17 protein-coding genes are annotated in these 19119 nt (G+C 70.8%); 12 read left to right on the top strand and 5 right to left on the bottom strand.

The genetic code is table 11. The features are described 5' to 3' along the window. Positions 1-61: 61 nt before the first annotated feature. Positions 62-1351 carry a CapA family protein gene (locus FNH13_RS12850; protein ID WP_143783781.1) on the bottom strand — a complete coding sequence of 430 codons (1290 nt, stop codon included), beginning with the start codon at positions 1349-1351 and terminating at the stop codon, positions 62-64. Positions 1352-1411: 60 nt separating this feature from the next. After that, positions 1412-3433 (bottom strand): thioredoxin domain-containing protein, encoded by a 2022-nt coding sequence (locus FNH13_RS12845; protein WP_143783780.1) that lies wholly within the window; start codon positions 3431-3433, stop codon positions 1412-1414. An 80-nt stretch (positions 3434-3513) separates the two neighbouring features. Between FNH13_RS12845 and FNH13_RS12840 the strand changes: the two genes are divergently transcribed. After that, positions 3514-4335 (top strand): DUF1206 domain-containing protein, encoded by an 822-nt coding sequence (locus FNH13_RS12840; protein WP_143783779.1) that lies wholly within the window; start codon positions 3514-3516, stop codon positions 4333-4335. Here the strand turns inward: FNH13_RS12840 and FNH13_RS12835 are convergent. Together FNH13_RS12835 and FNH13_RS12830 are read right to left on the bottom strand one after the other, a co-directional pair. Continuing rightward, complete coding sequence (locus tag FNH13_RS12835; RefSeq protein WP_143783778.1) at positions 4332-5300, bottom strand: aminoglycoside phosphotransferase family protein; 969 nt, start codon at positions 5298-5300, stop codon at positions 4332-4334. The genes FNH13_RS12840 and FNH13_RS12835 overlap by 4 nt on opposite strands. Beyond that, entirely contained in the window at positions 5293-6399 is a 1107-nt protein-coding gene (locus FNH13_RS12830) for a DUF4439 domain-containing protein (protein WP_143783777.1), read from the bottom strand. Before FNH13_RS12830 ends, FNH13_RS12835 begins: the two co-directional genes overlap by 8 nt. A 105-nt stretch (positions 6400-6504) precedes the next feature. On the opposite strand from FNH13_RS12830, the gene FNH13_RS12825 reads away from it, so the two are divergent. From FNH13_RS12825 to FNH13_RS12785, 9 genes are all read left to right on the top strand, one after another. Next, positions 6505-7068, top strand: a complete 564-nt coding sequence (locus FNH13_RS12825; protein ID WP_143783776.1) for a ribosome maturation factor RimP — start codon at positions 6505-6507, stop codon at positions 7066-7068. Beyond that, the gene (gene nusA / locus FNH13_RS12820) at positions 7068-8102 is read left to right on the top strand and encodes a transcription termination factor NusA (RefSeq protein WP_143783775.1); all 1035 of its coding nucleotides are present in this window, start codon (positions 7068-7070) and stop codon (positions 8100-8102) included. The genes FNH13_RS12825 and nusA overlap by 1 nt, the downstream gene beginning before the upstream one ends. Positions 8103-8111: 9 nt before the next feature. Next, on the top strand, positions 8112-8423 hold the full coding sequence (locus FNH13_RS12815) for a YlxR family protein (protein ID WP_143783774.1): 312 nt from the start codon (positions 8112-8114) through the stop codon (positions 8421-8423). Positions 8424-8650: 227 nt separating this feature from the next. Then, on the top strand, positions 8651-11605 hold the full coding sequence (gene infB, locus FNH13_RS12810; RefSeq protein WP_143783773.1) for a translation initiation factor IF-2: 2955 nt from the start codon (positions 8651-8653) through the stop codon (positions 11603-11605). A gap of 114 nt (positions 11606-11719) precedes the next feature. After that, positions 11720-12190 (top strand): 30S ribosome-binding factor RbfA, encoded by a 471-nt coding sequence (gene rbfA / locus FNH13_RS12805; protein WP_143783772.1) that lies wholly within the window; start codon positions 11720-11722, stop codon positions 12188-12190. Next, positions 12171-13142, top strand: a complete 972-nt coding sequence (truB, locus tag FNH13_RS12800; RefSeq protein WP_143783771.1) for a tRNA pseudouridine(55) synthase TruB — start codon at positions 12171-12173, stop codon at positions 13140-13142. Before rbfA ends, truB begins: the two co-directional genes overlap by 20 nt. 10 nt (positions 13143-13152) lie before the next feature. Then, positions 13153-14115, top strand: a complete 963-nt coding sequence (locus FNH13_RS12795; protein WP_143783770.1) for a bifunctional riboflavin kinase/FAD synthetase — start codon at positions 13153-13155, stop codon at positions 14113-14115. A 2-nt stretch (positions 14116-14117) separates the two neighbouring features. Next, positions 14118-15251 (top strand): rod shape-determining protein RodA, encoded by a 1134-nt coding sequence (gene rodA / locus FNH13_RS12790; RefSeq protein WP_321169195.1) that lies wholly within the window; start codon positions 14118-14120, stop codon positions 15249-15251. Positions 15252-15352: 101 nt separating this feature from the next. Then, complete coding sequence (locus FNH13_RS12785; RefSeq protein WP_143783769.1) at positions 15353-17197, top strand: AMP-dependent synthetase/ligase; 1845 nt, start codon at positions 15353-15355, stop codon at positions 17195-17197. A 65-nt stretch (positions 17198-17262) separates the two neighbouring features. On the opposite strand, the gene FNH13_RS12780 is transcribed toward FNH13_RS12785, so the two are convergent. Further along, positions 17263-17934 carry a Pr6Pr family membrane protein gene (locus FNH13_RS12780; protein ID WP_143783768.1) on the bottom strand — a complete coding sequence of 224 codons (672 nt, stop codon included), beginning with the start codon at positions 17932-17934 and terminating at the stop codon, positions 17263-17265. Between the two features lie 230 nt (positions 17935-18164). Here FNH13_RS12780 and FNH13_RS12775 point away from each other — a divergent pair, with 230 nt between their 5' ends. Continuing rightward, positions 18165-18776, top strand: coding sequence for a hypothetical protein (locus tag FNH13_RS12775; protein WP_143783767.1), 612 nt, complete (start codon positions 18165-18167; stop codon positions 18774-18776). Beyond that, positions 18773-19117, top strand: a complete 345-nt coding sequence (locus tag FNH13_RS12770) for a hypothetical protein (protein ID WP_228266390.1) — start codon at positions 18773-18775, stop codon at positions 19115-19117. The genes FNH13_RS12775 and FNH13_RS12770 overlap by 4 nt, the downstream gene beginning before the upstream one ends. Positions 19118-19119: the final 2 nt, after the last annotated feature.

Here is a 19119-nt window from a genome sequence, read left to right as displayed (position 1 = left end):
CGGCGCGGCTCAACCGTGCGGCTCAACCGTGCGGCTCAACGGTGCGGCTCAACGGTGCGGCTCAGCTCATCGGCTGGGCGTCGCAGGCGTTGTCACCGAGCCGGTCCATCGTCTCGACCACGCGGTCGTAGGTCTCCGTGTGCTCATCCGGCGTGGCCAGCCGGATGACGTGGTTGTCGATCTGCACCCGGGTGGGCTGGAACTCCATCTGGGAGGTCACCACGCCGTCCTCGTCCTTGACCAGGTGGAAGCGCGCGATCATGCCTTCCTGGGTCTCCTTGCGCAGGTTGCCGCGCGTGGTGTCCGGGGACTGGTTGGACAGGAAGTTGCCCAGGCCATAGATGACGTACTTGTCGTTGATCTTCTCGCAGGGCTGGATGACGTGGACGTGCGTGCCCAGGATCAGGTCCACGGCGTCGGACTCGAGCAGCTCCTCAGCGATCTCCCGCTGCTGGTCGGTGGGGTCGGTCCAGTACTCGTTGCCCCAGTGCATGCTCACCACGACGAAGTCGGCGCCGTCCTCCTTGGCGGCCTCCGCATCCTCGATGATGCCCTCGGCGCCGATCACCGGCCAGAGGTAGTCGCCCAGCCACGGCGCGTCCGGGGGGATGTCCGTGGTCGGCTGCCCGGAGTTGTAGATCGTGTAGGTGTAGCCGAGCTGCGCGACGCTGACATCTCCGACCTGATAGCTCGCGTGGTGCCCGGCGTCCGCCTCGTCGGCGACCGGCCCGGCATACTCCAGGCCCGCGTCCTCGAGGACCTGCTGGGTCTCCGCCAGACCCGAAAGGCCCTGGTCCCAGGTGTGGTTGGAGGCAAAGTCGCAGCCGTCATAGCCCGCGTCGACGACGGCATCGACGATCTCGTGCGGGCTGTTGAAGACCAGCACGCGCGGCACCGTCAGGTTGGTGTTGTCCGCCGAGATCGGGGTCTCCATGTGACAGATGGTCACGTCGTTGTCGCTGAGCAGCTCGCGGACGTCGTCAAACATCGGCGTGAAGTCATAGCCCTCGCCGCCCGCGTTGGCCTGGGCGTTGCGGATCACCGGTGCGTGCAGCAGGAGGTCACCCGCCGCGCCGATCGTGACCTCCTTGGGCCCGGTCGCCTCCTGCGTGGTCTCCTGGGCCGCGTCCCCGGACTGCTGGCCCCGGTCGCCGCCGACGGCGCTGTCGAAGCCGTCCTTGGCCGGGTTGCTGGTGGTCTGTGCTGCCCCGTCCGGGGTGGCGGTGGTCGCCGGTGGCGGGGTGATCCCCGAGTCGTCATCCCCACCGCAGGCGGCGAGCAGCACCAGGGGAGCGGCGACGACAGCGACGAGGAGGCGGGAGCGCAGCGGCGGGTGGGCACGGGAGGACATGAGCACACTGTATGGCGCGCCGCTCACCTGACCCTCGCGGCACGGCGGCGACCAGTGACATCACCGCAGCAGGGCGGCCACCAGTTCCTCCGACTCGCTCACCGGCAGGTCGCACCGGGTGCCGCGACACACATAGGCCGCGGCCCTGCCGTTGACCGCGCCACGGTCGCGCAGCAGCGGGGGAGTGGCCTGACCCTGGTTGCTGGCCCCGGCGGCGACCACCGCCAGTGCCCCGGGGGGCAGCGCCTGCCGGACGGCGGCGACGAGCTCCGCCTGGCCGGTGCCATCACTGATCGCGACCTGCAACGGACCGTCGACGGTCGACTCGGCAACGGCCAGCGCCCACCCGGCGAAACGGGGATCGCGCGCCGCGATGGTGCCCATCGGCCCCAGAGCGCGCCCCGCACGTTCCAGGTGCTGGGCGGAGCCGACCGCGGCGCCGTAGCCCAGGAGTGCACCCGCGAGTGCGGACTGCCCGCACGGCTCGGCGTTGTCGCCCCGGGCGCGGGGACGCAGCACCAGCGGCTCGGCGTCGGAGGCGGTGTCGTGGATGAGCAGCCCCGCCTCGGTCTCCTCGCCGAAGCGTGCCACCGCGTCGTCGAGCAGCCTGCCGGCAGACTCCAGCCACCGGGTCTGGGCCGTGACCGCGTGGAGCACCACCAGTCCCTCGATCAGATCGCCGTGATCCTCGGCCACCCCCTCCGCGACACCCACCTGACCCTTGCGTGAGCTGCGGCGCAGCCGCCCGTCGACCACGTGAGACTCGACCACCAGGGTTGCGGCGTCGACGGCAGCCTGCACCCAGGCAGGCTCCTCCAGGAGCCAGCCGGCCTCGGCCAGCGCAGCGATCGCGAGGCCGTTCCACGCCGTGACGACCTTGTCGTCCAGGTCCGGCTGCGGACGCTGGTCACGCGCGGCCTTGAGCTTGGTGCGCACCCCGTCCCACCACGTCGGGTCGGAGGGCTCGACCGGGAGCTGCAGCGTGGAGGCGCCGTGCTCAAAGGTGCCACCCAGCGTGACGACCAGCAGCTCGGCGGCCCGAGCCCCGTCCTCGGCGCCGAGCACCGCGGTCAGCTGGGCCGGTGTCCAGACATAGGTGGCTCCCTCCACGCCCTCGGTGTCCGCGTCGAGCGAGGAGGCCAGGCCACCCTCGCTGGTCCGCAGCTCGCGCAGGAGGAACTCTGCGGTCTCCCGGACCACCCGACCGGCGAGGTGCCGGGTGGCGTCTGCACCCTCGACGCGGCCGGCTGCCTGCCACAGGTGCGCATAGAAGCGGAGCAGCTGGGCGTTGTCATAGAGCATCTTCTCGAAGTGGGGGAGCACCCAGGAGCGGTCGACGGCATACCGGGCGAACCCGCCCCCGATCTGGTCATAGAGGCCGCCGCGGGCCATCGCGGTGGCGGTCTCCTCGAGCATCCGCCAGGCGGAGGTGCTGCCTGTGCGCGCGTGGTGGCGCAACAGGAACTCCAGCACCATCGTGGGCGGAAACTTCGGCGCCGTGCCAAAACCGCCGGCCTCCTGGTCGAAGCTGCGGGTGAGCGTCGCGACGGCCGCGTCCAGCAGGTCCGGGTCGAGTGGCAGGGGCTCCTGGGCCGGGTCCTGCGAGCGCGTCAGGGCCTCCACCACGGCGGTGCCGCTGGCGCGCACCTGGGCCTCCTGCTCCGTCCAGGCGCCGCCGATCGCCGTCAGGAGCTGCAGCAGCTGGGGGCGCTGCAGATAGGTGCCGCACCAGAACGGCTCGCCCTCGGGTGTGAGCAGGCAGGTCATCGGCCACCCGCCCTGGCCGGTCATCGCGACCGTGGCGTCCATATAGACCGCGTCGACGTCCGGCCGTTCCTCACGGTCCACCTTGACCGGGACGAAGCCGGCGTTGAGCAGCTCGGCGACGGACTCGTCCTCGAACGACTCGTGTGCCATCACGTGGCACCAGTGGCAGGCCGCATAGCCCACGGACAAGAAGATCGGGCGGTTGGTGGCCTGCGCCTCGGCGAAGGCCTCCGGGCCCCACTCGTGCCAGTCCACGGGGTTGTCGACGTGCTGGAGCAGGTAGGGGGAGGTGCTGTCGGACAGCCGGTGTGCCATGGCCCCACCATGGCACCTTGCACCCGGCCCAGCACCCCCCCCGTCTCGCCGACCCGCTCCGCATCTGGTGAGATCACCAGGTGAGCAATGACCCCCAGGACCTCGCCGCGCGCGCCCGACGGAGCGACGCCCTCGAGATTCTTGCCCGGATCGGGTTCGCTGCGAGCGGGCTGGTGCACCTGCTGATCGCCTGCATTGCGGTGCAGGTGGCGATGGGCGGGTCCGGGGAGGCGGACGAGTCGGGCGCGCTGCACCAGCTCAGTGGCACGCCCATGGGCGGGGTCCTGCTGTGGCTGATCTCGGCCGCCTTCGTCGCGCTGGCGGTGTGGCACCTCGTCGAGGCCGTGCTGCCGCGACACGAGTCGGCCAAGGACCAGCTGCTCGGTCGGGGCAAGGCGGTGGCCAAGGCGGTCGTCTACGGAGCGATGGGCTGGACCGCCTTCCGGGTGGTCACCGGCTCAGGGGCGGACAGCGGGGAGACGTCGACCGAGGCGACCTCGACGCTGATGACGGCACCGGCTGGACGGATCCTGGTCGCGGTCCTCGCTCTGGTCGTCCTGGGGGTGGGCGTCTACCACGTCTATAAGGGCGCCACGCAAAAGTTCCTCGAGGACCTGCACGCCACGGGAGGGCGCGAGGTGACCCGGACGGTCACGGTGGTGGGCACGACCGGCTACATCGCCAAGGGGGTGGCGCTGGGCATCGTCGGGGTGCTCTTCGGGGTCGCCGCCATCACCGCCGACGCCGACCAGCAGACGGGCATGGACGCGGCCCTGAAGGCGTTGCGGGACCAGCCGTTCGGAGTGGTGCTGCTGCTCCTCGTCGCGGCGGGGCTGGCCACCTATGGTCTCTACTCCTTCGCCCGGGCGCGCTACTCGACCATGGCGGAGTCGATGAGCTAAGCGGGCTGGAAGGCCTTGATCAGGGTCACGTGACGGGTCAGGCCCGCGGCCGTGGCGGTGCCCTCCTGGATCTCCCAGACCGCGTTGCGCAGCATCCGGATCTCGGCGAAGGCGCGGCCACGGTCCGGATCAAGATCAGCGGCCTCGCACAGAACCTCCAGCCGCAGGCGCAGGTGGACCCGGGTGTCGTGGGCGGCGGCCGACTCCGGCCACCGGTTCCACAGCGCCGGGGCCACCACCCAGGCCGGGTCGGCGGCGATCGTCTGCGGATCGATGGCCACCCACTCGCCGGGGTCGGGGCGCCAGAGGACGTTCTCCTGGTGCAGGTCGCTGTGCACCAGCCGGGCGTCGATGCCCGGCTCCGTGGCCAGGTCGGTGGCCAGCGACCGGCCGCGCTCGAGCAGCGCGCGCGGCAGCGACCGCGCCCGGTCCCCCGCGCGGAGAGCGTCGAGGTCGGCGACCAGGGTCGCGAGGTGGTCGCTGGCGCTCAGGCTCGTCCACGGCGGCGCCGGGCGGTCCAGCAGGGCCGCCAGCCGCCCGATCTGCTCGCAGGAGTCGAGGACTGAGACCGGGGGACCGTTGAGGTCACGAGGGTCGAGACGCTCCAGCAGCAGGGCCCAGCGCGAGGGGTCCGCTGCGAGCAACCGGACGGCTCCGTGTCCGCCCCATAGGCCCAGGGTGCGGTGCTCGTCCCTCCCCTCGGGGTGCGGCCAGGCGATCTTGAGCACGGCGGGGCCCCCGGGAGTCTCGACGGGCAGCACGAGGGCCGCGTAGCCGTGGGTCGCTGGTCCGGTCACCTCCAGGCGCCACTGCTCCACCAGCTCCGCCACCAACCGCGGGACGGTGGGGAGCCAGGCCAGACCACCGGCATACCCCTCGGCCGGGACGTGGCCCAACACCTGAGTGATCAGGCCCTGCGGGACCAGATCGGTCACGGCGCGGGGCAGGTCGGGACGCTCAGGCACCCGGCACCTGCAGACCGGGGAAGCCGGTCATCGGGGTCCACGGCCGGGCCAGCTGCACCGCCTGGGCGAGCAGGCGCACCGTCCCGGTGACGGCGTCGAGGTCGCCGGTGAAGGTCTGGGTGGCAGCCATGATGGTGGGAGCCAGCGTCGCCGTCAGGTCCCCGGCGATGCGGGCCCGTCCCTCCGCGCTGTCGGTGCCCTCCGGCATCCCATAGCCCAGGGGTGGCGGGGCGGCTGCGTCGCCGGCCAGGGCGGTGATCTGGCGGGTCGCCTGTCGCAGGGGGTCCAGCACCCGCTCGTATGCCGCGCGCTCGTCCCCGCGTGACCGGGCCGCCAGCACCTCGAATCCGTAGACCGCGGGGTGGTAGGCCGAGAGCAAGCCGGCCGCAGCCGCGTCGGTGGGACCGGTCAGGTCGGGCCAGTCCGGCTCCGCGCCGAACAGTGCCGCGGTGGCGCCGCGCTGCCCGGCGATGGCGATCAGCACCGGCAGGTTGGGAGCCGAGACCGCGGTGAGCGCCCCCAGCACCTCCGGCGTGACGTCCAGCAGGCAGCTGCGGCTCAGGTCGCCGAGCTGGGCGGTGGCCCGATCAGCGGGAGAGACCGTAGTCGCACTGCCGTCACCCGTCGACCGTGCCCGGTCCCCGGGGCCCCCTCCGGTGGTCGGCGCGCCGTCTCCGGTGGCTGAGGCGGCCCCGTCGGGACCGGTGGCCGTGGCCGCATCCCCGTCGTTGGTGGTGGGCGGGCTGAGCGTCGGCACCGGCACGTTGCCGGCGCGCAGCAGCTCCTCCAGCACCTGGACCTGCTCATCGAGCGAGGCCTGCACCTGCTGGTGGGCGGTGCGCCGCCATCCCGCGGCACCGGTGATCGCCCGGCTGGTCGCCGCAAGGTGCTGGGCACGGGCCAGGGCCAGCAACAGCTCTGCCGAGTCGGGCGCGGAGACCGGCGAGGGCTCGGGGTCAGCGGTCAGGTCCGGTTGGCGGGGTCCTGGTGCGGCGGTGCTCTCCTCAGGTGTCCGGGCGGTGTCGCAACCCGCCAGTGCCGCGCCGAGCCCCACCCCGAGAGCGGCCAGCGCAGAACGACGGGAGATCGCAGCGGCCATGACGGCGATCCTGACACACCAGTGGGGCTAGAGTGGCCCTTCCGGGCACTACCCGGCACGATCGGACCGACAAGATCGCGACAGCAGAAGAGGGAGGCGCCCACCATGGGACAGGCCGAGCAGATCCGCGAGGTGGCATCCGCCGCGGTGGCGGGCAGCGGGGTCGTCGTCGAGGACGTGGCCGTGCACCCTGCCGGCAAGCGTCGCCTGGTCCGCGTCGGTGTCGCCCGAGACGTGGCTGACCTGCCCTCCGACGACCTGACCAGCACCGTGGAGCCGCTGACCCTCGATGAGGTCGCCGAGGCGAGTCGCGCCGTGGGGGCCGCGATGGACGAGGTCGACCCGCTGGGCAACTTGGCCTACACCCTGGAGGTCAGCTCCCTGGGAGTCGACCACCCGCTGACCACACCCGCCCAGTTCCGCCGCAACGTCGGCCGCCTCGTCAAGCTCGAGGTGAGCGCACCCCCCGCCAGCGGCGCGGAGGCCACCCAGCCGGCGCCCACGCGGGCCAGTGGCATCACCGCAGGCCCCATCGAGGGCCGCCTGATCGAGGTCGGGCCCGACGGCATACGGCTTGACGAGGCCCCCGACGATCTCCTGCCCTATGACCGCGTCTCCGCGGCCAAGGTGCAGGTGGAGTTCACCCGCCCGGGTGGGAAGGACGACTGATGGACATCGACATCGCCGTGCTGCGGCAGCTGGAGCGGGAGCGGGAGATCCCGCTCGAGACCATCGTGGAGGCCATTGAGCAGGCGCTGCTCATGGCCTACGAGCGGGCCGAGGGGCACTATCCGCACGCCCGCGTCGAGCTGGACCGCAAGAGCGGCCACGTGACGGTCTGGGCCCGAGAGGCTGGCGAGGTCGATGAGGAGACCGGGCTGCGCGGTGAGCCCGGTCCCGAGTTCGTCGACACCCCCGAGGGCTTCGGCCGGGTCGCCGCGGCGACCGCCAGGCAGGTCATCGTGCAGCGGATGCGCGAGCTCGAGGACGACGCGATCCTCGGTGACTTCCGGGCCCGCGAGGGTGACATCGTCTCCGGGGTCATCCAGCAGTCCAACGACCCGCGGCACGTGCTGGTCGACTTCGGCTCGGTCGAGGGTGAGCTGCCGACCTCGGAGCAGGTGCCGGGGGAGGCCTACGAGCACGGGCAGCGCCTGCGCTGCTTCGTCGTCGGGGTGAAACGCGGCCCCCGCGGCCCACAGATCACCCTCTCGCGGACCCACCCCAACCTGGTGCGGCGCCTGTTTGCCCTCGAGGTGCCCGAGATCGCCGACGGCACTGTCAAGATCGAGGCGCTCGCCCGCGAGGCGGGCCACCGCACCAAGATCGCGGTGCGCGCCATGGTGTCCGGCGTCAACGCCAAGGGCGCCTGCATCGGCCCGATGGGTCAGCGGGTGCGCGCCGTGATGGCCGAGCTGCAGGGCGAGAAGATCGACATCGTCGACTACAGCGACGACCCGGCGGAGTTCGTGGCCTCAGCGCTGTCGCCCTCCCGGGTGGAGTCCGTCACGATCGTCGACGACCGGGCTCGACAGGCCCGCGTCGTGGTCCCTGACTATCAACTCTCCCTCGCGATCGGTCGTGAGGGCCAGAATGCGCGCCTGGCGCACAAGCTGACCGGCTGGCGAATCGATATCCGACCGGACACCGCCGCCGATGACCGTGCGGGCGAACACCCGTCTGGCGTGGCCCAGGGCGAGTGACCCTGTAGAGTGGTGCAGGTTGTTCCGTCGTCCGACGACCCGGTGGGGCGCACTCCGGTGCGCATCTGCGTGGGATGTCGGCGCCGCACGGAGCAGACCGCACTGTTGCGCGTCGTCGCCGCGGACCACACAGAAGCCCCACCGGGGTGGAGCGTGGTCCCGGACCCACGGCGGCGCCAGCCGGGGCGGGGTGCGTCAGTGCACCTCACACCGGAGTGCGTGACGGCTGCCATCCAGCGTGGTGCGTTCGGCCGGGCCCTGAAACGGTCCGGCCGGCCAGACACTACCGCGCTGGAGGCGTTGCTGGGTCAGCAGGACTGACCCAGCACGAGGGACCGTCCGGTCCGCAGGAGGATCGGACGACAGACGGGCGGACCACCAGGTCCGTCCGCAGCAGGCGGGGCCGAGTGGCCCTGTCATCGAGGAACCGGAAGCGGGTTTGACGCTGATGAGCACCCGATGAGTACTCAGCAATGAGCACCCACCAGCACTAGTCCCGGTCACGTGCCCGAAGAGGCTCGGACCGAGACGCCCAACGAAGGAGAATTGTGGCTAAGGTTCGGGTCTATGAGCTCGCGAAAGAGCTCGGGGTTGAGAGCAAGCAGCTGCTCGCCCACCTGAAGGAGCAGGGAGAGTTCGTCCGGTCGGCATCGTCGACCATCGAGCCTCCCGTGGTCCGCAAGATCAGAGAAAATCCTCCGGCCGCGGCGAAGACTGCCGAGGCCCCCAAGAGCGCTGCCCCCAAGGCAGCAGAGAAGACGACCGCGGCCAAGCCCGGTGGCACCCCGGCAGCCAAGCCCGGCGGGACGCCGGCCAAGCCCGGTGGCACCCCGGCAGCCAAGCCCGGCGGGACCGAAGCGGCCAAGCCTGGCGTGAAGCCCGGTCCGGGCACCGCCGCGGCGACCCCCTCGGAGCCGGCGGCGCAGGCGCCCGCCGCCGCGGACACGCAGCCGGCGACACCGTCGGCACCGACCCCGACCCCGACCCCGGCCGCCGCTGACGCCGGACCGGATAGTGCCGCGGAGCCGGCTGCCAAGGCAGCCCCCACCCCCGGCGCACGCCCCGGGCCGCGTCCGACACCGGAGCGTCCGGCTGCGTCCGAGCGACCTGCCGGTCGCGAGGGCTCCGGCCCGCGTCCCGGCGGCAAGCCGGGTCCCCGTCCGGGCAACAACCCGTTCGCTCCGTCGCAGGGCATGGGTCGAGAGCGTCCCCGCACCGAGCGCCCCGACCGGGGTGAGCGCGGTGAGCGTGGTGGTGCTCCCCGTCCGGGCAACAACCCGTTCGCTCCCTCGCAGGGGATGCCCCGTCCCGGCGGGACCCGTGGCGGTCAGGCTGGTCCTGGCGGTCCCCGTCCCGGCGGTCCGCGTCCGGGCGGTCCCCGCCCGAACCCGGGCATGATGCCCGACCGTGCCGCTGTGCCGCGTCCGGGCGAGCGCCCGGCCCGTGGTCCTGGTGGTCGCGGTCGTCCCGGTGCTCCCGGTGGTGGCCCCGGTGCTCCCGGTGGTGGCCCCGGCGGCTACCGCGGTGGTGGCGGAGGTCGCCCGGGTGGTGGCGGTCCGCGTGGTCGCGGTGGCACCCAGGGTGCGTTCGGTCGAGGCGGCGGAAAGGTCCGCGGGCGCAAGTCCAAGAGGGCCAAGCGCGCTGAGTTCGAGCAGATGCAGGCACCCGCCATCGGCGGTGTCAGCGTCCCCCGCGGCAACGGCATGACGATCACGGTGCGCCGTGGCGCCTCGCTGAGCGACTTCGCCGACAAGATCAACGTCGACCCGGCATCGCTGGTGACCGTGCTGTTCCACCTCGGTGAGATGGCGACGGCGACCCAGTCCCTGGACGAGGACGCGTTCGGCGTGCTCGGCTCGGAGCTGGGCTATGACATCCGGGTTGTCTCGCCGGAGGAGGAGGAGCGCGAGCTCTTCAGCTCCTTCAACATCGACCTCGATGCCGAGACCGAGGCCGAGACCGACGAGGACCTGGAGGCACGTCCCCCGGTCGTGACCGTCATGGGTCACGTTGACCACGGCAAGACCCGACTGCTCGACGCGATCCGTCAGGCCGACGTCGGTGCCAGCGAGACCGGTGGCATCACCCAGCACATCGGTGCCTACCAGGTGCACACCAACCACGAGGGCGATGACCGCCCGATCACCTTCATCGACACCCCGGGTCACGAGGCGTTCACCGCCATGCGTGCCCGTGGTGCCAAGGTGACCGACATCGCGATCCTGGTGGTCGCGGCCAACGACGGTGTCATGCCGCAGACGATCGAGGCGCTCAACCACGCCCAGGCTGCGGACGTGCCGATCGTGGTGGCGGTCAACAAGATCGATGTTGACGGCGCCAACCCCGCCAAGGTGCGCCAGCAGCTGACCGAATACAACCTGATCGCCGAGGAGTATGGCGGCGAGACGATGTTCGTGGACGTGTCCGCCAAGAACAACGAGAACATCGACACGCTGCTCGAGGCGGTCCTGCTGACCGCGGACGCGGCCCTGGACCTGCGGGCCAACCCCAACAAGGACGCTCGTGGTGTGGCCATCGAGGCCAACCTGGACCGCGGTCGTGGCCCGGTGGCCACGGTGCTGGTCCAGCAGGGCACCCTGCGGGTCGGGGACGCCATCGTGGCGGGCTCGGCTCACGGCCGCGTGCGCGCCATGCTCGACGAGCACGGCACCAACGTGCAGGAGGCGACCCCGTCGCGTCCGGTGCAGGTGCTGGGTCTGGCCTCGGTGCCGCGGGCGGGTGACACCTTCTTGGTGGCTCCCGACGACCGCACCGCGCGGCAGATCGCCGAGAAGCGCGAGAGCGCCGACCGGCAGGCCTCGCTGGCCAAGGCCCGCAAGCGGATCAGCCTGGAGAGCCTCAACGAGGCTCTGGCTGCCGGCAAGGTCGACACGCTCAACCTGATCCTGAAGGGCGACGTGTCCGGCTCGGTCGAGGCGCTCGAGGACGCGCTGCTGCAGATCGACGTCGGCGACGAGGTCGACCTGCGGATCATCGACCGTGGTGTCGGCGCGATCACCCTCAACAACATCAACCTGGCCGCGGCCTCGGATGCCATCATCCTGGGCTACAACGTCCGGGCCGAGGGGCAGAACGCCGAGGTTGCCGAGCGTGAGGGTGTGGAGATCCGCTACTACGGCGTGATCTACCAGGCCATCGAGGACATCGAGAGCGCGCTGAAGGGCATGCTCAAGCCGGAGTACGAGGAGATCGAGACGGGCACCGCGGAGATCCGCGAGATCTTCCGCTCCTCCAAGTTCGGCAACGTGGCGGGCTCCCTGGTCCGCAGCGGCGAGATCCGCCGCGGCGCCAAGGCCCGGATCACCCGCAACGGCGTGGTCATCACCGAGGGTCTGGAGATCGCCGGCCTGCGGCGGTTCAAGGACGACGTCACCGAGGTCCGCGAGGGCTTCGAGTGCGGCATCAACCTGGGCTCGTTCAACGACGTCCAGACGGATGACCTCATCACCACCTACGAGATGCGCGAGATCCCGCGCGCCTGATCGTGACGACTCGCCGGAGCCCGGGCACACCTGCTGTGTCCGGGCTCCGGCATGTCAGCAACCGGGTCTGCGCACACTTAGACTGGCTCGTTGCAACCCGACCCAGGAGGAGACATGGCTGATCCCGCACGCGCCCGCAAGGTCGCCGAGCGCATCAAGGTCCTGATGGCTCAGGGGCTGAGCACGCTGGTGAAGGACCCACGGCTCGGCTTCGTCACGATCACGGACGTCCGAGTGACCGGAGACCTGCAGCAGGCCACCGTCTTCTACACCGTCCTCGGTGGTGAGCAGGAGCGTGCCGACGCGGCTGAGGTCCTGCAGACCTACCGTGGACGACTGCGCTCGCACATGGGCAAGGGCCTGGGCATCCGACTCACGCCGACCCTGGAGTTCGTGCCGGACGCGCTCCCCGAGGACGCCGCTCACCTCGAGGACGTCTTCCGCCAGGTGCACGAGCGGGACGCCGAGCTGGCCGCGACCCGCAGCCCCGGTGGCTATGCCGGCGACGAGGATCCCTACCGCAAGCCGCGGGAGGACGAGGAGCCGGACGAGCCGACAGGCGAGTATGCCGACGGACGGGACTGAGGCGAGCCGTCCGGCTGCGGAGGTGACCGGCACGTCGGCCACCCGCCGTGACCAGGTCGGGGACGGACTGCTGATCGTCGACAAGCCCGCCGGCTGGACCAGTCACGACGTGGTCGGGCGCTCCCGTCGGTTGTGCGCGACCCGGCGGGTCGGGCACGCAGGCACCCTGGATCCGATGGCCACCGGGGTCCTGGTGCTCGGGGTCAACCGGGCCACCAAGCTGCTCACCTTCCTGGTGGGGGCCGACAAGGTCTACACCGCCACGATCCGGCTCGGCGTCACCACGACAACCGACGACGCCGAGGGCGAGACCGTGACGATCAGCGGCGCCGCCCACCTCACGCAGGACGAGGTGCTCGCGGGGCTGGCCGACCTGACCGGCGCGATCCAGCAGGTGCCGAGTGCCGTCAGTGCCATCAAGATCGACGGCAAGCGTGCCTATGCCCGGGTGCGGGCCGGTGAGGACGTGCAGATCCCGGCCCGCCCCGTGACCGTGCACCGCTGTGACCTGCTCGGTCTGCACCGGGTCGAGGCCGGTGAGTTCACCCACCTCGACCTGGACGTCGAGGTCCACGTGAGCTCGGGCACCTACGTGCGGGCCCTGGCCCGGGACCTGGGCAGCGCCCTCGGTGTCGGGGGGCACCTGACGGCACTGCGTCGCACCGCGGTCGGCGATTTCGACCTGGGGCGAGCCGTCACCCTCGAGCAGCTCGAGGCTGACGGAGCGGGCGCGCACCTCATCCCGCTGGCGGACGCCGCCGCGCAGGTCTTCCCCGTCCGGCACCTCAGCGATCAGGAGACCATCGACCTCGGCCACGGCAAACGGCTGCCCGCCGCCCAGCCCGGCCGACCCGAGCCGGTGGCGGCGATCGGCCCCGACGGCCGGCTGGTGGCGATGCTCGACGAGACCCGGCAGGAGGCACGCAGTCATGTCGTCTTCCCCGCACCCTAGAGTGGGGCCCGTGCTGCGCTGGAACACCCTCGAGGAGGTCCCGTCCGGGTATGGGCCGAGCGTGGTCACCCTCGGCAACTTCGACGGGGTCCACCGCGGGCACCGGGCGCTCCTGAGCACCGTGACGGACGAGGCGCAGGCTCGCGGTGTCCGGGCGGTGGCCGTGACCTTCGACCCCCCGCCGCTGGCCGTGCTGCACCCCGAGCGCGCCAAGGTCCAGATCGCCGGCCTGGAGCACCGCCTGGAGCTGATGGCGGGCACCGACCTCGATGCGGTGCTCGTCCTGGAGTTCACCCGCGAGCTTGCGGCGATGACTCCCGAGGAGTTCGTCCACGACGTCTTCGTCGAGGCGCTGGGCGCAACTGCCGTCGTGCTCGGGACGGACTCCCGCTTCGGGGTCCACAACTCCGGCGACATCAACACCATGCGCGAGCTCGGTCAGAATTACCGCTTCGACGTCGTGGAGATGGCAGTGGTGGGACAGGCCACCTCTGGCCTGCGCAACTGGTCCTCCACCCACCTGCGTCAGCTCCTGGCCGCCGGTGAGGTGGACGAGGCGGCGGACATCCTGGCCCGACCGCACCGGGTCAGTGGCGAGGTCGTGCACGGACACCACCGCGGCCGCGAGTTTGGTTTCCCGACGGCAAATCTCGGCCCGGACATGACCGGGCTGATCCCCGCCGACGGGGTGTATGCCGGGTGGCTGGAACGTCTGGACCTGCCCCGTGGGGACCCCGAGCGGAGACTGCCGTCCGCGATCTCGGTCGGCACCAACCCGACCTTCGACGACGTGCCCGTCCGCCTCTTGGAGGCCCACGTGCTGGACCGCACCGACCTCGACCTCTATCACGAGCAGGTCGGCGTCGACTTCGTCGCCAGGCTGCGCGGCAATGTGCGCTTCGAGTCCGTCGAGGAGCTGCTCACCCAGATCGGCCGCGACGTCGACGCCAGCCGGTCCATCCTGCTGGGCTGACGGTGGCCTGGCTGCGCATCGACTGGGGGCTGTATGTCGCCGCCCTGGGTCTGAGCCTGATCGGGGCGCTGCTGGTCTGGTCGGGCACCCACACCGACGTCGGTGTCGCACTGGCGGTCCGGCACCTGATCAACACCGGCATCGGCGTGACCCTGGCGATCACGCTGCTGGCGGTCGATGTGCGGTGGATCCGAGCCACCGCGCCGTGGCTCTATCTGGGCGGACTGGTGGGCCTGCTGGCGGTGCTCAGCCCGCTCGGTGTCACCGTCAACGGCTCCCGGTCGTGGATCCACCTGCCCGGGGGCTTCTCCCTGCAGCCGGCGGAACTGTCCAAGATCGCCCTGTGTATCGGTCTGGCGATGATCCTGGCCGAGGGGCGGGACACCACCCGGCCCCCCACCTGGCGGGAGGTGCTCACCGCCTGGGTGCTCGCCGGCATACCGATCGGCATGATCCTGCTGCAGCCGGACCTGGGCACCGCCCTGGTCCTGGGGGCCATCACGGTGGGCGTCGTGGCTGCCTCCGGTGCGGCCATGCGCTGGACCATCGCGGCCGTGGCTGGCGCTGTCGCGGCGATCATCGCCGCGATCCGGGTGCCGCTGCTCGACACCTATCAACTCAACCGGCTGCTGGCCTTTGCCGATCCCTCACGCGACCCGCAGGGCATCGGCTACCAGACCCGGCAGGCCCGCCTGGCCATCGGATCGGGCGGCTGGAATGGTGCTGGGCTGGGGGAGGGTCCGCAGACGCAGGGCGGGTTCATCCCGTTCCAGCACACGGACTTCGTGTTCTCGATCGCCGGTGAGGAGCTCGGCCTGGTCGGGGCGCTGGGGATCCTTGGCCTGTTGATGTTCCTGGTGGTGCGTGCCCTGTGGGTCGCGGTGCGCACCGAGGATCCGTTCGCCCGGCTCGTCGCGGTGGGCGTCGCCGCGTGGCTGATGTTCCAGACCTTTGAGAATGTGGGGATGAATCTGGGCCTGATGCCGGTGACCGGGCTGCCGCTGCCGTTCGTGTCCTACGGCGGTTCCTCGATGTTCGCCTGTTGGCTCGGGATCGGCCTGGTCGCGGCCTGCCAGCGGCCACGCTCGGGGGCCGATGCCTCACCGACACGGGTCCGCCAGCCTACTCGTGCGTAACAGTCTGATAGCAACTCTCGCCGACGCTAGGGATCTGCGGAGCAACCTGACAGGATCAGTGCTCAACACCCGCCCGACACCCGCCCAACGAAGGACGAGGAATGGCACTGAACGCCCGTGACGAAGTTTTTGACCAGGCCACCATCGACAACCGGGCCGCCAGCGTGGGACACCTGTTCCGCGACCGGGTGGCCAAGACGCCGACCGCAGAGGCCTTCCGCTATCCCGTGGGGGAGTCCTGGGAGAGCCTGACGTGGTCAGAGGCCGCAGTGCGGGCCAACGCGATCGCGGCTGGTCTGGTCGATCTCGGGGTGCAGCTGGAGGACCGTGTGGCGCTAGCGGCGGCCACCCGGCTGGAGTGGGTGCTTGTCGACCTGGCGGTGATGTCCGCCGGTGCCGCGACCACCACTATCTATCCGACGACCCTGGCCAGTGACGTCGCCTACATCGTGTCCGACTCCGGCAGCAAGGTGGTCATCGCCGAGGACGCGACCCAGGTGGAGAAGCTGCGCTCCCACCGCCACGACCTGGGCGACCTGGCCCACATCGTGGTGATCGACGGTGAGGGGGACGGCGACTGGGTGATCACCCTCTCCGAGCTCGAGGAGCGCGGCCAGGCCCGGCTCGAGGCCGAGCCGGAGCTGGTCAACGAGCGCATCGACCAGCTCACCCCGGAGCACCTGGCCACGGTGATCTACACCTCCGGCACCACCGGCCGCCCCAAGGGAGTGCGACTGCCGCACTCGGCATGGACCTACGAGGCGGCAGCCGTTGACTCGATCGGCATCCTCGACGGCTCCGACCTGCAGTACCTCTGGCTGCCGCTGTCGCACGTCTTCGGCAAGGTGCTGCTGGTCCTGCCCCTGCAGATCGGCTTCCCCACGGCGGTGGACGGCCGAGTCGACAAGATCGTCGAGAACGTCGCCGTCGTCCAGCCGACCTTCATGGGCGCGGCGCCGCGGATCTTCGAGAAGGCCTATGGCCGCATCACGATGATGATGGCCGACGAGGGGGGTGTGAAGGAGAAGCTCTTCCACTGGGCCACCGGGGTCGGGCGCAAGGTCAGCGAGCTGCGCCAGGAGGGCACGGAGCCCAGCGGGGTGCTCGCCCTGCAGCACTCCCTGGCCGACAAGCTGGTGCTCAAGAAGGTCCAGGCCCGCTTCGGCGGCCGGGTGCGCTTCTTCATCTCCGGCTCCGCGGCCCTCAACCGGGACGTGGCCGAGTGGTTCGACGCGGTCGGGCTGCGGATCATCGAGGGCTACGGGCTCACCGAGAGCAGCGCCGCCTCGTTTGTCAACCGGCCGCACACCGGGGGCTACAAGTTCGGCAGCGTCGGCTGGGCCCTGCCGGGCACCGAGGTCAAGATCGCCGAGGATGGCGAGATCCTGCTGCGTGGACCGGGCGTCACCGCCGGCTACCACCAGAACGAGGAGGCGACGTCCGAGGCGCTGGACTCCGAGAGCTGGCTGCACACCGGCGACATCGGCGAGCTCGACGACCGCGGCTTCCTGAGCATCACCGACCGCAAGAAGGACCTCTTCAAGACCTCGGTCGGCAAGTATGTCGCGCCCTCGGTGATCGAGTCGATGTTCAAGGGCATCTGCCCCTACGCCAGCCAGCTGGTCATCGAGGGCGACGGACGCAAGTTCGTCTCCGCCATCGTCACCCTGGACCCCGAAGCCATCGAGGGTTGGGCGGCGCAGAACGGCATGGCGGGCAAGGAGTATGCCGAGATCGTCTCCTCGCCGGCCTGCCGCGAGATGGTCGAGGGCTACATCGACGAGCTCAACTCCCAGCTCAACCGCTGGGAGCAGGTCAAGCAGTTCGTCATCCTCGACCACGACCTGACCGTGGAGGAGGGCGACCTGACCCCGAGCATGAAGCTCAAGCGCCGGGTCGTGACCAAGAAGTATGCCGAGGAGCTGGACGCGCTCTACACCGACTGACCCCTGTCCCACCCTGGGCACGGCTAGGGACGCTGTGAGACGGATATATCCGTGCTGCAGCGTCCCTAGCCGTGCACAGGTTCAGAGGGCGGGGCTGTCCCGCGCGGTGTGGCTGGCAGGAACCTCTCGGCCAACCACATCGCGGCGAGCAGCACCAGAAACAGTGCGGTGACCCCGGCACACGTCAGCAGCACGGTGCCCAGCCCGTGCTGGGCCACGTCGAGGAATGGATAGGGATACCAGTCCCGCATGGCGCCGAGGAGCAGGGTCACCACCAGCCACCCGATCGGCCAGACCAGAGACCAGCACGCGGTCCGCGCGTCCAACCGCGGGCGCGGGCCAAAGAGCACCCACCCGACCACCGCCAGGAGTGGCGCCGCCACGTGCAGCAATGTGTCGGCCACCGCGTTCGCTCCGTGCAGGTCCAACAGGGGACGCAACAGCGTGAAGTGGACGAGCCCGGTCAGGGTGATGCCGAGGACAGCGTCGGTCTGGAGCACCCGCCACAGCAGCCCGTCCCGGTGGGGATCGATGACTAGCCCGGCGGCCATCACCGCGACGAGCAGGTTGGACTGGATCGTGAAGTAGCAGACCAGCTGGAACAGTCGGGTGCTCAGCGGTGGGACCTGCGTCTCGTCCAGGACGGAGGCGCCGTCGATAACCAGCGCAGTCTGCAGCACCAGCGCGACAAGGACGACGACGAGAGTGAGCAGGTGCCACGCGCGCGCTGCAGTCATCCGCACAGCGTAGGGCCACCGACGCGGCCCCGAGCCGGGACTGGCTCAACTTTGTCAAGAGTCCCCGGGCGTCATGCCGACCGACCGACTGCCAGGGTCCGGGAGGAGTGCACAGTTCGGGAGGTGCTCGTCGGTCTGGGAGAATGGGGTCCATGGGGAACCAACCGTCTGATCCTGCACACAACTCTGCCCACAATCCGGCACCCGTGCCCGGGGCGCATCCGGCACCCGTGCCCGAGCCGCATCCCGCCCTGGGGCTGCCGGACGAGATCGTGGTGCGTCCTGACCGGGCGCGCAACCAGCGACGCTTCCTGATCACCGGGGGAGCCCTGGGGCTGGTGGCCGTAGCCTGCATGGTCCTGGCGGTCGTCACCGACGACCCCGGCTACCGGATCGGTGCCGTGATCGGTGGGCTGCTGGTGGTCGTCCTGGGCGGGCTGAGCCTGAAGTGGCAGCGCGACACCTACCTGGACCCCGAGCCGGCCCTGGTCCTCCAGCGCGAGCGCTTCCGGGTGCTGCACAAGGGAGAGCACCTGTGGGTGCCGTGGACCGATGTCACCGACCTGAGCGTGCTGACCCGGGGGGCGGGCCTGGGCCGCTCCGAGATTCTCCGCTTCGACCTGCGCCCCGAGCTGGCGGGCAAGTTGCCGCAGGGCAAGGCACCGCTGATGGACCGGATGTTCAGCTGGGCCACCAACGACCTCACCTATTCCCGGCCCGCCGACAGCCCACGCTTCCAGGAGGTCGCCGCCGCTGCGATGCAGCTGCACGACCACGCCACCGGCGGGCACCGCTTCCGTGCCGCGCACCAGGCGGCCAGCGAGTCCGGCTGGGGGCGTTGACCGGAGCCTGGCAGCAGGATGCCGCGGTTGTCGTGCAACCCGACAGCCGCCGCTACCGGCGGATCACCATCACCCGCAGGCTGCACGAGATCAAGCTCGTGGAGTTCGACCTGCGGCCCGAGACACGCTGGAAGCTGCCTCCGGAGCCGGCGCCGTTGGTCGATCGCCTGATGACCTGGCGCACCAACGACCTGGTCTACTCGCGACCGTGCGACACGCCGCGGTTCACCGAGGTGTTGCAGGTCGCCCAGCGGCTGCACGCGCAGGCGACCAGCGGCCGCCAGCTCGGCGTCGCACAGCGTGCTCACCTGCCCGAGGACCCTCGGGGCGGACACTTTTAGAT

Source organism: Ornithinimicrobium ciconiae (assembly GCF_007197575.1).
GTDB lineage: Bacteria > Actinomycetota > Actinomycetes > Actinomycetales > Dermatophilaceae > Ornithinicoccus > Ornithinicoccus ciconiae.
The sequence above is the reverse complement of the archived record's forward strand: the minus strand, read 5'-3'. Positions and strand labels throughout refer to the sequence as shown.